Source organism: Aeromonas australiensis (genome assembly GCF_000819725.1).
GTDB classification, from domain to species: Bacteria; Pseudomonadota; Gammaproteobacteria; order Enterobacterales; family Aeromonadaceae; genus Aeromonas; species Aeromonas australiensis.
The window spans coordinates 56,413-69,119 of the sequence record NZ_CDDH01000009.1; the positions used below are offsets into that span (position 1 = coordinate 56,413).

A 12,707-nucleotide genomic window follows, 5' to 3' on the forward strand; every position below is an offset into this window, starting at 1 on the left:
CGGGCTGACAAGGGAGTGCGGGCATGTTTTACGGCTTTGATATCGGTGGCACCAAGATCGCCTTTGCGGTCTATGACGGTGCATTGAACCTCTGCCACGAGGAGCGCATGAGCACCCCGGGCAACGATTACCAGGGGTTGCAGCAGCTGATCCGCTCCCGGGTCGAGCAGGCGGATGCCCGCTTCGGTGCGCGGGGCTCGGTCGGTATCGGTTTTCCCGGCGTCATCAACAGCCAGGATCACAGCATAGTGGCGGCTAACCTGCCCTCCATCAATGGTCGCCATCTGGGCGCCGATCTGGCCGAGCTGCTGGCGCGGCCGGTCAAGGTGGATAACGACGCCAACTGCTTCCTCTGGTCCGAAGTGCATCAGGGTGCAGCCGATGGCGCAGGCAGTGCGCTTGGTGTCACCATCGGCACCGGCATCGGCGGCGCCGTTTATCTGGCGGGCAAGCTTATTCAGGGGCGCAACTGGCTGGCTGGCGAGATTGGTCACTACCCCTTGCCTGCGACCATGCTGATGAAGTACCCCGAGTTGCCCCGTCCCCGTTGCGGCTGCGGCCGTCTGGTCTGTTTTGAAACCTATGCCTCCGGTACCGGTCTGGAGCGCCTCTATCACCATTTCCATGGCCAACGTGCCACGGGTCACCAGATTGTGGGACGCTTCGAGGCCCATGAACCCCATGCGGTCGAGACGGTTGACTGCTGGCTGGAGATCATCGCCGCCGGGCTGGCTACCGCCATTTCGGTGATGGATCCCGAGGTAGTGGTGTTGGGGGGCGGCCTGAGTGGCCTGCCTGCCCTTTATGAACAGTTGCCGCTGCGTCTGCCCGGTCACTTGCTGCCCGGGGTTGCCATCCCCGAGATCCGCCAGGCCCGTTTTGGCGGCGCCGGTGGTGTGCGCGGCGCAGCCTTGCTCAATCTATGAGATCAGATGTGGGGTCTGATCTCCCCGATAAAAGGAGTCCTCATGACCCGTCTTGAAATCTGTATCGACAATCTGGAATCCCTCTTCACTGCCCAGCAATCCGGGGCGGATCGCATTGAGCTCTGCTCTGCGCTGGGACTGGGTGGCCTGACTCCCTCCCATGGTTTTATGCAACTGGCTGCCCGCCACGCCAGCGTGCCGGTGTACGCCATGATCCGTCCGCGCGCCGGGGATTTTTGCTTCAATGACGGCGAGTTCGAGATGATGCTGCTGGATATCGCAGCCGCGCGTGCTGCGGGTCTGCAAGGGGTGGTGGTCGGTTTATTGAACGAGCAGGGACGGGTACCCGCTGCCCAGCTCAAACAGCTGGTGGATGCCGCCGGCCCGTTGGGCGTCACATTTCATCGTGCCATCGACCTGTGTTCAGACTGGCGAGCAGATTTGGAGGTGATCGTGGAGGCTGGTTGCGAGCGCATTCTGAGTTCTGGCCATGCACCGACCGCACTGGCTGGGCTGGAAACCTTGCAGGAGATGCAGCAGGCATTGGCGGGGCGTGCCAGCTTGATGCCGGGCGCCGGAGTCAATACCGACAACGTGCGTACCATCATCGAGTTCACCGGGGTGAGCGAAGTGCATATGTCCGGCATGGGGTGGCGTGGCGGCATGGTGCCCCATGGGGTGAACATGGGCACCTCGGATGACGGCCGGGTCAATATCACCGACGGCGCCAAGGTGGCTGCGGTCAGAGCATTGCTCGACCAGGGGTGAGTAAAGCTGCCTGGTGGCATGGTGTCCCTCCGTATGGCGTCAACATGGGCACCTCGGATGACGGCCGGGTCAATATCACCGACGGCGCGCTGTTTTCCTCCCTTCTCCCCTTGCGGGAGAAGGGGTGGGGATGAGGGGGCTGATGTGAGGCACCTCCCACCTGGGGACAAAACCGGGGACGGGCCGGCAGCACCATGGCCAAAAGTCTGATATTATCCCGCCTCTTTACTACATGGATCTGGAGCAACATCTCAATGTCCCAATACGACTCTATCGAACAGAAGGCCAGCTATGGCATCGGCCGCAACATGGGTGATCAGCTGGCGCAGCAAGCCTTCGCCGGTCTGGATATCCCTGCCCTGCAACAAGGTCTGGCAGATGCCCTGAATGGTCTGGAGTTCGCGGTCAGCCGTGACGATATCAACGATGCCTTCCAGGTGATCACTGCGCGTATGCAAGAAGAGCAGGAAGCAGCCGCCAAGGCCGCTGCTGCTGACGGCGAAGCCTTCCTGGCAGATAACGCCAAGCGCGCTGAAGTGAAGGTGACCGACTCCGGTCTGCAGTACGAAGTGCTGGTAGAAGGCAAGGGTGCCGTTCCGGTAGCTGGTCAGTCCGTGCGTGTGCACTACCATGGTACCTTCACCCACGGTGGCGTATTCGACAGCTCCGTCGCTCGCGGTGAGCCGGCCGAGTTCCCGGTGACCGGTGTGATTGCTGGCTGGGTTGAAGCGCTGCAGCTGATGCCGGTTGGTTCCAAGTGGAAGCTCTACATCCCCCACGATCTGGCCTACGGTGCCCGTGGCGCCGGTTCCATCCCGCCCTACTCTGCACTGGTATTTGAAGTCGAGCTGCTGGACATTCTGTGATCCTGCTGGCTTGATGCAAACGGCGACCCTCGGGTCGCCGTTTGTTTTTGGGTTATGTGATAGACAGTATTTGTCGCGGTCAGTAGGTTGGATAGCAGAAAAGGGCGGCTCTTTTGCGCTTTTTACTGGTTTTTTCAGCAACGGGAACAGGCATACTGCGACTCATTAGAGAGGATAAGGAGAACCCGATGAGCAAGAAGATGAAGAAGGTAGCGGGGCTGGCTCTGTTGCTGCTGAGCATTCCGGCCAGTGCCGATGCCATGCGCTGCAAGAGCGCCCTGATCACCGAGGGAGACAGCACCGCCGAGATGCTGCTCAAGTGCGGCGAGCCGATGTTGCGCGAAGAGCTCAACCGTAACGAGGAGAACCAGTTTGGCAACATGGTGCAGGTTAAATATGGTGAACGCTGGACCTACAACTTTGGCAAGAACGAGTTTATGCGCTTCGTGACGGTGCGCAACGGCATCATTACCGACATCGAAAATGGCCCGCGCGGCCAGTAGCCGGCGGGCAAAGCATGGGTGCACAACAGACAGTAGGACAAGACCCTTTGACTCACATGTCCGGCAAGGGGTCGCGGTGACCAAGTTGTCTGACCGCCAGATTGATCTGGCGAGCCAGTCTTAGCCGCTGGCGGCAGGTCAGGCCATGGAGGCTGATCCTGCCCGCGTTGAATTCAAATGTCCCCAGCGACTCGATGGCAAAATAGCCTCGATGAAAGCTCTTGATGTAGCGAGCGATCTGCCGTGGGGATAACTGCTTGAATACCTTCATCACACGGTTCCCTGATTGCCTGGACAGGGCACACTATGGTGTCGGTCGATGACATTGATATGACGATTTATAAAGATTTGCGTGAATCCTTATTTTGCCAGTGAGCTCGGCAAATTTACGGCGTCATCGAAAAAGTTGTGCCATGGCAAACCACCGCACCGATATACTGCGGGCTTGAATGGAACAAATAAAAGGGCCTGTGCGTGGAATGGGTTGATGTGGTGGACGGCAATAACCGGGTGATTGGCGTGGCCGAGCGAGCCAAGGTGCGGCGGGAGAATCTCTGCCATCGCGCCAGCTATATTCTGGTGCTCGACGACGCGGATCGGATCCTGGTGCAGCGGCGCACCCTCAGCAAGGATTTCTGCCCCGGCATGCTGGATGCCTGTGCCGGTGGCGTGGTCACCACAGGTGAGGAGATGGCGCTTTCCGCCCGCCGCGAGCTGGCCGAGGAGCTGGGGATTATGGATGTTCCTCTGCAGGGCTTTGGCAGCTTTTATGCAGAAGGGGAGGGCTACCGGGTCTGGGGCGGCCTCTTCAGTTGCCGTTATCAGGGGCCGCTGCAGCTGCAGGCCGAAGAGGTGAGCGCGGTGCACTGGATGAGCCTGGCCGAGATCGCCGAGCGCGCCAGCGAATTTACCCCCGACTCCCTGCTCGCCATCGCCACCTGGCAGGCGAGGCGCTGACCAGCGTCATATATCATCCTCGTCAGAGACAAGACGGGCAGCCTGATGGCTGCCCGTCTGCATGTGTGCATTTACTTGGCCTGCTACACCAGCTTGAGGCGCCGGTTGGTGCGCCCGCAAGCGCTCGGCTTGGCAAGCCAGTGCCCTTGCCAGTCGGTGGCCAGACGCAGTAGGGGATACTCCAGATCGAGCCGGGTCACCACCAGCTGGCCAGTCTCGTCGTCACTCACGGGATTGCCGCTGGCGGGATCGATGATCTCGACGATGCAGCTCTCGTTGACGATAAAGCCCTGACCGGGCTGACTCTCGTAGGCCACTACCCCCACATCCTGCCACACCAGACAGTTGAGAGCGGCAATGCCGTGAATGGCCTGCAGCGGCGCGGTTTCGGGGTGGGTGGCTTCGCACAACAGGGCGCGGCGCAGTGAGCCGCTCGGGATCTCCGCCGCCTCGGCGGCCTCCAGCAGGTCGAGCAGGGTCACCAGCGGGCCGACATAGCTGGTGGGTTGATAGCGCAGCAGCGCCTCCAGCTGGCGCCGGGTATCGTGGGGCCCGCAGGGCACCACTGGGGCCCCCAGCTGGCGGGCACCGTTATCGAAGATAAAGGCGGTGGGGCCGGCATGATAGTCGTGGCCGTTGAGCATCACTTCCCCCGCCTTGAAACCGGCGGCAAACAGCGCCCGGGCCGCGCCCCACCAGTCAGCCCCGGCATATTCGGGGATGGCCAGCTGGCCCGGACAGGAGAAGACCCGCAGCGCCTGACTGGCGGGGCGGCCGGTGAGACCGGCAAAGGGGGGATGAGCCTGCTGGGCGGCAAACAGTTCTTTGCTGTCGAGCAGTGGCAGGGTGGCCAGCTCAGCCAGCTCCTCGAGGCGACAGTGGCGATAGGCGCTGGAGTAACCGGCGCAATATTGGCTGACATGGGTAAGCTGATGATTGAGCTGGTCCAGTTGCTGCTGTTCGCGCATGGCGGGGGGACGAATTTCCAGACCATCGTAATAGTGTTGCATGGGGCCTCCTGGCGCCGTGAAACCAGCTCAAGAGTAGTCTGCCCAAGGGGAAAGTGCCTGCCGCCAGCTGTAGCCTGGAATCGGCTCCAGGTTAGGGAGTGTCATCACTTTGGGATAAACTGGCGACTTCCCATCACGACTCAGGACGAGAAATCATGATTGCTGTAGGACAACCCCTGCCTGCGGGCGAATTTACCTTTATCACCGCCGAAGGCAAGCAGCTGCGGGATAGCCAGGCGCTGTTCGCCGGTAAAAAAGTGGTGCTGTTTGCGGTACCCGGCGCCTTTACTCCCACCTGCTCCAATGCTCATCTGCCCGGTTATGTGGTGCTGGCGGATCAGTTTATGGCCAAAGGGGTGGATGCCATCTGTTGTCTGTCGGTCAACGACGTCTTCGTGATGCGGGCCTGGCAGATGGCCCAGAATGCAGAGGCGATAACCATGCTGGCAGATGGCGATGGCAGCTGGACCCGGGCACTGGGTCTGGCCAAGGATACCGGCGCCTTTGGCGGCATCCGCGCCCAGCGCTTTGCGTTGATCGCCAGCGATGGCGTGGTCGAGCAGCTGTTTGTGGAAGCGCCGGGCAAGTTTGAGGTCTCCGATGCTGCGAGCCTGCTGGCTAGTCTGTAGAGATCCCTCGTGCTTTGATTTCTCCTTGAATTGGCAGGCGGCACAGCTACACTGGCGCCACTTTCCACAGTGCTTACCCGTTTGGGCTGGCGCTTCGTTGCAGATATAAAGAGATGAAGATCCTATGACCCTGGCTTTTGTTGCCCTGATTGCCGGACTGGCGCTGCTGGTCTGGAGTGCAGATAAATTTGTGGACGGCGCCGCCGCCACCGCTCGTTATGCTGGTATGCCCCCGCTGTTGATCGGCATGGTGATCATCGGGTTTGGCACCTCAGCCCCCGAAATGGTGGTCTCTGCTATTGCTGCCAGCCAGGGTAATCCAGGCCTGGCGCTCGGTAATGCCTATGGTTCCAACATTACCAATATTGCGCTAATCCTGGGGCTTACCGCCCTGATCAGCCCGATTGCGGTGGCTTCTCAGGTGGTGCGCAAGGAGATCCCCATCCTGCTCGGCATTACCCTGCTCTCCGGTGCCCTGCTGATTGATGGTCATCTGGGCCGGATGGATGCGGCTATTCTGGCGGTTGTGTTCGTCTGCCTGATGGGCTGGTCCATCTGGGCGGGGCTCAATGGTAAGGGGGATGCACTGGATGCTGATACCGCAGAGGATATCGAGAGTGAGGGGATGTCCCTTAAAAGCGCCATTCTCTGGCTCATCATCGGGTTGGTGCTGCTGATCGGCGCTTCCCGCTTGCTGGTCTGGGGAGCGGTCACCATCGCTCAGGGGTTAGGTATCAGCGATCTGGTGATTGGCCTCACCATCGTTGCCATTGGTACTTCATTACCGGAGCTGGCCTCTTCTCTTATCGCCATTCGCAAGAACGAGCATGATCTGGCGCTTGGCAATGTGCTGGGCTCCAACCTGTTCAACACCCTGGCGGTGGTGGGTATTGCGGCGGGGATCCATCCGCTCGACGTGGCGCCGGAAGTCCTCACCCGTGACTGGAGCATCATGATGGGGCTGACCTTGCTGCTGCTGGTGATGTGTCTGGGCCGCAAGGGGCAGGGCCGTATCAACCGGTTGGAGGGGGGCGTGCTGCTCACCTGCTTCGTCGCCTACACCGGCTGGCTGCTGACCAGTCAGTTTATCTGATAGGGATTGGTGAAATGAGAGAGGGGGAAGCGCAAGCTTCCCCCTCTTGTTTTTGCCCAGTGAACCTGTTGGCGAGCGGTGTGCTCAGGCTACTGCCACCAGCTTCTGCCCCTTCTGACTGCTGTCCAGAATGAGGATGCTGGCCTTGGGGAAGAAGTTGAAGGTGGAGGCGGAGGCCCAGGTGTAGGCGCCCATCACCTTGCCAACCACCAACTCGCCGATAGCCAGATCCGGCAGCATGATGCCATCACGGATCACATCCACGCTGTCGCAGGTGGGGCCGGAGAGCACCGAGTTGTGCTGCTCGCCGCTGGCATAAGGCGTGCTCACCGGATAGGTGACGTGGTCATAGAGCTGGCCGTTGTAGCTGCCGTAGAGGCCGTCATCCAGGTAGTACCAGATCTTGTCGCCGCGGTGGGCCTTGCCCATCACGCTGGATACCGAAGTCATGGCCGGCGCGCTGATAAAGCGGCCCGGTTCGGCAATCTTCTGCACGGTAGCGGGCAGCTTGGCCAGCGCTTCGCGGATCGGCGCGCAGAAGCCGTCGATATCGAACTCGCCCCCCTCATAATCCACCGGGAAACCGCCGCCGATATCCAGCACCCAGGGCTTGAGGCCGAGCGCCCAGGCCTGCTCCATAATATCGCGACAGGCGTCGATGGCCTGCACATGGCGACGGGCATGCGGCACCTGGGAACCAACGTGGAATGACAACCCCATCACCTTGAGCCCCTTGGCGTGAGCCAGCTGCAGCAGCGGCAGTGCCTGTTCCGGAGTGCAGCCGAACTTCTTGGAGAGGTCGACCTTGGTCTCGGGGTTCGGGAAGCTGACCCGCAGCAGCAGTTTCACTTCGTCCTTGTAGGGAATGAACTTCTCCAGCTCCAGCGGGTTGTCGTAGACAAACACGGTGCAGCCGAACTCCAGCGCATAACGGATGTCACTGTCGCGCTTGATGGGATGGGTATGAATGCAACGGCCCGGGCGAACCCCCTGACTGCGCACCAGATCCACTTCGCCATTGGTGGCCAGATCGAAACAGGCCCCCTCTTCCTTCAAGACAGAGACCACCGCCTCGTGGGGCAGGGGTTTAAGTGCATAGTGCAATCGTACATCGGGCAGGGCGGCGGCCAGCGCCCGATACTGTTTGCGGACGGCTGCCTTGTCGAGCAGCAGCAGGGGGGAGCCAAATTGTTCAACCAGCTGGCGGTAGTCTTGTGCAATGAGGGTCTCGTTCATTCTCTGTTGGTCATCCTTAGGGGGCAAATATGCCCAAGCCATATGCGATTGAACCGGCGACGGCCGGATCAGGCGAGCGGTCCGGAGGGACCCACCAAGCACAGTGCATAAAATGACAGAAAAATGCTTGGTTATGCGCGGAATTATCTTCCTATTGGTTTTTTGTGCAACCTCTTTGCTTGGTTATGTCGGTGAGTTTTTCTGGCCGAAACGAGATAGATCACAGTTCTCTATCCGACTCGTTTCCCGTTCGGGCTGTGGGTGATTCGCGAGAGTCTAACCTGTTGATATTTAACTAACATTTAACATTCTTGCCGCAGCTCTGGCCGTCACTAAAAAAATATAAAGGAGGGGGAGCAAGTGCGAGACAGCTCACAATTTTTGGATTACCATGCCCGCTTCCTAATCCAAATTAGTTCGGATGAAGGTAGCAGGAGAGTGATGGGCAACCATCCACCGAAGAAGTGAATCTTTCAGGTGCCGGGCAACCGGTGTGGACTGCTACTGGACGATACTCTGGAGAGACCCGTTAAATCGGGCGCCGAAGGAGCAAGGCACCATGATTGCATCGCAATCTGGCGCCGGAAACTCTCAGGCAAAAGGACAGAGGGGATGGGATGGTTGTACCTGAGCTTGGCACTGTTCACGATCTGTAACGAGAGGTCGTCAGCAAGGTAAAGAGCTGCGCAGGAGCCGGAGTGTATGCGAATACATGATGCTTCCGAGCAGCGCATGAGCCTTGATCACGGCCTCATAGTAAGAGTGTGAACATATTCCTGGCTTGCATCCGATCGCCTTTGGGGATCGCGACACCTATGGGAAGATCATCCTTCTCCTCCTTAATTTTTGTTTCTTAAGGAGGATGCATGTCATCAATTCAATCGGCGTTAACCGCCATCGATAGCTTTATCTGGGGGCCACCCCTGCTGATCCTGCTGGTCGGGACCGGCATCTACCTCACCTGGCGATTGGGTATGCTTCAGGTCGTGCGCTTGCCGCTCGCTCTGCGACTGGTCTTTGGCCGCGATCAGGGCCAGGGCAAACAGGGGGATGTCTCCAGCTTTGCAGCGCTTTGCACTGCCTTGTCCGCCACCATCGGTACCGGCAACATCGTCGGGGTGGCTACCGCCATCAAGCTGGGTGGTCCGGGGGCGCTGTTCTGGATGTGGATGGCGGCACTGTTTGGCATGGCCACCAAATACGCCGAGTGCTTGCTGGCGGTCAAATACCGCGAGCAGGATGCCAACGGCCAGATGGCTGGCGGCCCCATGTACTATCTGGAGAAAGGGCTCGGTTCCAAGTCGCTCGCCAAGCTGTTTGCCCTGTTTGGTATCGGTGTCGCCTTCTTCGGGATCGGTACCTTCCCGCAGGTCAATGCCATCTCCGATGCCATGACTCTCTCTTTTTCGGTGCCCCGCGAAGTGACTGCCGTAGTGTTGACCCTGCTGGTAGCGCTGGTGACCCTGGGGGGAATTAAATCCATCTCCCGTGTGTCGAGTAAGGTGGTGCCCTTTATGGCGATCTTTTACATCGTTGCCTGTCTGGGTGTTTTGTTTGCCAATGCCGGGGCGCTGCCGGCTGCGATCATGCTGGTGATAGAGAGCGCCTTTACCGGCCATGCGGCCACCGGTGGCTTTGTTGGCGCCAGCATCATGCTGGCAATCCAGTCCGGAGTGGCGCGCGGGGTCTTCTCCAACGAGTCAGGGTTGGGCTCTGCACCCATCGCCGCCGCCGCAGCCAAGACCGACTCCTGTGTCGAGCAGGGACTTGTCTCCATGAGTGGCACCTTTATTGACACTATCTTGATCTGCACCATGACCGGTCTGACCCTGGTGGTGACCGGGGTGTGGAGTGGCGAGCTGAGCGGGGCAGCCATGACCAGTGCTGCGTTTGCAGAGGGGCTCGATGCCCATATTGGTCAATATCTGGTGAGCATCGGTCTCTTGTTCTTCGCTTTTACCACCATCCTTGGCTGGAACTACTATGGCGAGCGCTGCACCGAATACCTGTTCGGGGTGAAGGCGATCAGGCCCTACCGTTTCATCTATCTGGTGCTGGTAGCGAGCGGCGCTTTCCTTCACCTCGACCTGATTTGGCTGCTGGCCGACATCGTCAACGGCTTGATGGCGGTGCCCAACCTCATTGGCCTGATTGGCCTGCGCCATGTGGTGATTGCCGAGACCCGCGCCTACTTTGACCGAGACCGCGATACTGAGTCGGAACCCGAGCCGCAGACGGCCTGAATTCCTTAGTTAGTCTCACGTTCCCCTTGAAAAGAACCAGCCACGACCCCGGTCGTGGCTTTTTTGTGTGCTGTGTCTATGGATGGGGGCTTTCCCTCTCCCTTCGGAATAAGGTCACGATGAAGTGGATAGCCCCTTGCTCAGCAGGTTATCAAGCCGTGTTTGCACCTTCTCTACCAGTGCCTGATCGCTACCGCGCCAATCGATGCAGCTTGCCAGCGTGGTGGAGGTTCCCGCCATAAAACGCAGTTCGCCACCCGCCAGCTCGTAGAAGCGGCTCGCCATCCTGGTTCCCTCATCCACATCACCTGCTACCAGCAGCATGGCTTGTGCCAGCACGGCGCCGCCGTGATCCTGCCCCGGCGCCAGCCAGCGCTGGGCGGTGCCGGTGATCTTGCGTCCCCCGATCACCAGATTGTACTGACCATCGCAAAAAGAGCCGGGCACGAAGTCATAGCTCCCCTCAAGGCCGTACTCTGCCAACAGGGTCAGCAGCGGCGCCCCCAGCAGCCGGTAGTAGTGGGCGAGATCTGTGGTGGTACGGGGCAGCAGCAGGGATAGGTTGAGGATCCCCGCCCCGTGGGGCACGGCGGTGCCGCCGCTGTCGCGCACATGCACTGGCCAACCTTCGTCTGCCAGCTGTTTGCAGGCGGTTTCGTAATGGGGGAGCCGGGTATCCTTGCGAGTGACAATCAGGCATTGGGGCGCCTGCCAGAGGTGAGCGCGGGGCTGGCCGTCACGGGCACAGTCGCGCAACCAGCACTGCTCTTGCGCCAGTATCTGTGCGGGTGAAGCGGTATCGGGGAGGGGAGAGAGCAGGTGATAGGGCATGGCGGCATCCTCAAAAAAGGCTGCCCTGCACACTACCCGTGGCGACTGGCAAGGTAAAGCCCCGCAGTGCGGGGCTTGGGTTTGTTAGCGGTGGGCGACGATTCAGGAGTGACGAGGTGTGCGCTTTGGCAGCAGCAGGTTGAGCGCGATGGCGGTGAGGCCACCGGTGGCAACGCCGTAAGAGAGCACGCTCTTGGCCAGCTCCGGCAGGTGTTGCAGCACTTCCGGCACCTGTGCCACCCCCAGCCCCATGGCCAGCGACACCGCCAGGATCATCAGGGCGCGGCGATCCAGCTCCTCGCGGGCAATGATGCGCACGCCGGCGGCGGCGATGGTGCCGAACATCACTATGGTTGCGCCCCCCAGTACGGGCTCGGGGATCTGTTGTACCAGACTGGCGACCGCCGGGAACAGGCCGAGCAGGGCCAGCATGGCGGCGATAAAGAGGCCGACATAGCGGCTGGCCACCCCGGTCAGCTGGATAACGCCGTTGTTCTGGCTGAAGGTAGACATGGGAAAGGTAGCAAACAGAGCAGCCAGCATGGAGTTGCAGCCATCGGCCAGTACCCCGCCCTTGATCCGTTCTATATAGACAGGTCCTGCCACCGGCTCGCCGGAGATATCCGAGGTGGCGGTCATATCGCCGATCGCTTCCAGCGCCGTCACCACGAAGATGATGGCGAGCGGTACAAACAGCTGCCAGTCAAAGCCGAGGCCGTAGTGGAGCGGAATAGGCACCATCACCAGCGGCCCCTCGAAGGTGGGGGGGCTCACTTTGCCCAGCAACAGCGCTACCGCATAGCCCGCCAGCATGGCGATCATGATGGCGGAGAGGCGCAGCCAGGGGTTGCGGCTGCGTTGCAGCAGCACGATAAGGCCAAGCACCAGCAAGGAGAGGAAGAGATTGACGGGGCTGGCGAAGCTGCCATCGGCCAGCGCCCCGTAGCCGCCCCCCATGCTGATCAGACCCACCTTGATCAGGGTCAGCCCGATCAGCAGCACCACTATGCCGGTCACCAGCGGAGTGATGACCCGTTGCACCAGGTGGAGGAAGCGACTCATCACCACTATGGTCAGCGCCGCCACCAGCATGGTGCCGAACAATGTGCCCAGCAGATCCTCGGTGGGCATGGCGGCCTGCTTGAGGGCGAGACCGGAGGCGATGATGGGGCCAAGGAAGTTGAAGCTGGTACCCTGTACCGAGAGCAGGCCGGAACCGATGGGGCCGAAGCGGCGGGTCTGGATAAAGGAGGCGATGCCGGACATAACCAGCGACATGGAGACGATATAACGGGTGTCGGCGGCAGGGAGGCCGAGAGCATTGGCGATAATCAGGGGCGGGGTAATGATGGCGACAAACATGGCGAGCATATGCTGCAGGGCGGCGAACAGGGTCTGGGGCAGAGGCGGGACATCCTCTATGCCATAGACCAGTTCGCTATGGGCTCGTCTGGGGGGATGGGCCTCTCGATTGGCGCGTGTGACAGCAGCCTGTTCCATAAGTACCTCGAATTGTGTGGGGAGGGGGAGAAAATTGGGCGCTATTGTAGTGATTGAAATGAGGCTGACCAGCGCTAATTATGCAAAAAAAGGTTTATTTTTTGATGGGTTGAAACGTTTGCGCGCTGCGTTTATCATCTGTCGG

The 12,707-nt window shown here is 60.1% G+C and carries 13 protein-coding genes and 1 riboswitch; of the genes, 8 read left to right on the forward strand and 5 right to left on the reverse strand.

Annotation, left to right across the window (positions count from 1 at the left end):
• The first annotated feature begins 23 nt into the window (after positions 1–23).
• The 4 genes from BN1117_RS01705 (at position 24) to BN1117_RS01720 (ending at position 3,063) form a co-directional block, all read left to right on the forward strand.
• The gene (locus tag BN1117_RS01705; protein ID WP_040094416.1) at positions 24–926 is read left to right on the forward strand and encodes an ROK family protein; all 903 of its coding nucleotides are present in this window, start codon (positions 24–26) and stop codon (positions 924–926) included.
• 42 nt (positions 927–968) lie between these two features.
• Positions 969–1,694, forward strand: coding sequence for a copper homeostasis protein CutC (locus BN1117_RS01710; protein ID WP_040094417.1), 726 nt, complete (start codon positions 969–971; stop codon positions 1,692–1,694).
• Between the two features lie 254 nt (positions 1,695–1,948).
• A complete protein-coding gene (gene bamJ / locus BN1117_RS01715) occupies positions 1,949–2,560 on the forward strand; it encodes a BamJ family beta-barrel-assembly machinery protein (protein WP_040094418.1) in 612 nt (203 codons plus the stop codon).
• Positions 2,561–2,748: 188 nt separating this feature from the next.
• Positions 2,749–3,063: a DUF2845 domain-containing protein gene (locus BN1117_RS01720; protein WP_040094419.1), complete on the forward strand. Its 315-nt coding sequence runs from the start codon at positions 2,749–2,751 to the stop codon at positions 3,061–3,063.
• A gap of 52 nt (positions 3,064–3,115) precedes the next feature.
• On the opposite strand, the gene BN1117_RS01725 is transcribed toward BN1117_RS01720, so the two are convergent.
• Positions 3,116–3,334 carry a DUF1107 family protein gene (locus BN1117_RS01725; RefSeq protein ID WP_005338403.1) on the reverse strand — a complete coding sequence of 73 codons (219 nt, stop codon included), beginning with the start codon at positions 3,332–3,334 and terminating at the stop codon, positions 3,116–3,118.
• A gap of 203 nt (positions 3,335–3,537) precedes the next feature.
• On the opposite strand from BN1117_RS01725, the gene yfcD reads away from it, so the two are divergent.
• Entirely contained in the window at positions 3,538–4,020 is a 483-nt protein-coding gene (gene yfcD / locus BN1117_RS01730) for an NUDIX hydrolase YfcD (protein WP_040094420.1), read from the forward strand.
• A gap of 83 nt (positions 4,021–4,103) precedes the next feature.
• Here yfcD and BN1117_RS01735 read toward each other — a convergent pair whose 3' ends face one another.
• Positions 4,104–5,030, reverse strand: coding sequence for a phenylacetate--CoA ligase family protein (locus BN1117_RS01735; protein WP_040094422.1), 927 nt, complete (start codon positions 5,028–5,030; stop codon positions 4,104–4,106).
• A gap of 155 nt (positions 5,031–5,185) precedes the next feature.
• On the opposite strand from BN1117_RS01735, the gene BN1117_RS01740 reads away from it, so the two are divergent.
• Entirely contained in the window at positions 5,186–5,659 is a 474-nt protein-coding gene (locus BN1117_RS01740; RefSeq protein ID WP_040094423.1) for a peroxiredoxin, read from the forward strand.
• 124 nt (positions 5,660–5,783) lie between these two features.
• Entirely contained in the window at positions 5,784–6,752 is a 969-nt protein-coding gene (locus BN1117_RS01745; RefSeq protein WP_040094425.1) for a calcium/sodium antiporter, read from the forward strand.
• Between the two features lie 84 nt (positions 6,753–6,836).
• Here the strand turns inward: BN1117_RS01745 and BN1117_RS01750 are convergent, their stop codons facing one another.
• Positions 6,837–7,988 (reverse strand): type III PLP-dependent enzyme, encoded by a 1,152-nt coding sequence (locus tag BN1117_RS01750; RefSeq protein ID WP_040094427.1) that lies wholly within the window; start codon positions 7,986–7,988, stop codon positions 6,837–6,839.
• Positions 7,989–8,494: 506 nt separating this feature from the next.
• A riboswitch (glycine riboswitch) is annotated at positions 8,495–8,605 on the forward strand.
• A gap of 249 nt (positions 8,606–8,854) precedes the next feature.
• On the opposite strand from BN1117_RS01750, the gene BN1117_RS01755 reads away from it, so the two are divergent.
• Positions 8,855–10,231 (forward strand): alanine/glycine:cation symporter family protein, encoded by a 1,377-nt coding sequence (locus BN1117_RS01755; RefSeq protein ID WP_040094428.1) that lies wholly within the window; start codon positions 8,855–8,857, stop codon positions 10,229–10,231.
• A gap of 114 nt (positions 10,232–10,345) precedes the next feature.
• Here BN1117_RS01755 and BN1117_RS01760 read toward each other — a convergent pair whose 3' ends face one another.
• The gene (locus BN1117_RS01760; RefSeq protein WP_040094430.1) at positions 10,346–11,062 is read right to left on the reverse strand and encodes a lipoyl protein ligase domain-containing protein; all 717 of its coding nucleotides are present in this window, start codon (positions 11,060–11,062) and stop codon (positions 10,346–10,348) included.
• A gap of 102 nt (positions 11,063–11,164) precedes the next feature.
• Positions 11,165–12,562, reverse strand: coding sequence for a nucleobase:cation symporter-2 family protein (locus BN1117_RS01765; protein WP_040094432.1), 1,398 nt, complete (start codon positions 12,560–12,562; stop codon positions 11,165–11,167).
• Positions 12,563–12,707 lie beyond the last annotated feature (145 nt).

Bases quoted from the DNA above. Each gene is read 5' to 3' on its own strand.
- BN1117_RS01705 (WP_040094416.1), top strand. From the start codon at position 24: ATGTTTTACGGCTTTGATATCGGTGGCACCAAGATCGCCTTTGCGGTC.
- BN1117_RS01710 (WP_040094417.1), top strand. From the start codon at position 969: ATGACCCGTCTTGAAATCTGTATCGACAATCTGGAATCCCTCTTCACT.
- bamJ (WP_040094418.1), top strand. From the start codon at position 1,949: ATGTCCCAATACGACTCTATCGAACAGAAGGCCAGCTATGGCATCGGC.
- BN1117_RS01720 (WP_040094419.1), top strand. From the start codon at position 2,749: ATGAGCAAGAAGATGAAGAAGGTAGCGGGGCTGGCTCTGTTGCTGCTG.
- BN1117_RS01725 (WP_005338403.1), bottom strand. From the start codon at position 3,334: ATGAAGGTATTCAAGCAGTTATCCCCACGGCAGATCGCTCGCTACATC.
- BN1117_RS01735 (WP_040094422.1), bottom strand. From the start codon at position 5,030: ATGCAACACTATTACGATGGTCTGGAAATTCGTCCCCCCGCCATGCGC.
- BN1117_RS01740 (WP_040094423.1), top strand. From the start codon at position 5,186: ATGATTGCTGTAGGACAACCCCTGCCTGCGGGCGAATTTACCTTTATC.
- BN1117_RS01745 (WP_040094425.1), top strand. From the start codon at position 5,784: ATGACCCTGGCTTTTGTTGCCCTGATTGCCGGACTGGCGCTGCTGGTC.
- BN1117_RS01750 (WP_040094427.1), bottom strand. From the start codon at position 7,988: ATGAACGAGACCCTCATTGCACAAGACTACCGCCAGCTGGTTGAACAA.
- BN1117_RS01755 (WP_040094428.1), top strand. From the start codon at position 8,855: ATGTCATCAATTCAATCGGCGTTAACCGCCATCGATAGCTTTATCTGG.
- BN1117_RS01760 (WP_040094430.1), bottom strand. From the start codon at position 11,062: ATGCCCTATCACCTGCTCTCTCCCCTCCCCGATACCGCTTCACCCGCA.
- BN1117_RS01765 (WP_040094432.1), bottom strand. From the start codon at position 12,562: ATGGAACAGGCTGCTGTCACACGCGCCAATCGAGAGGCCCATCCCCCC.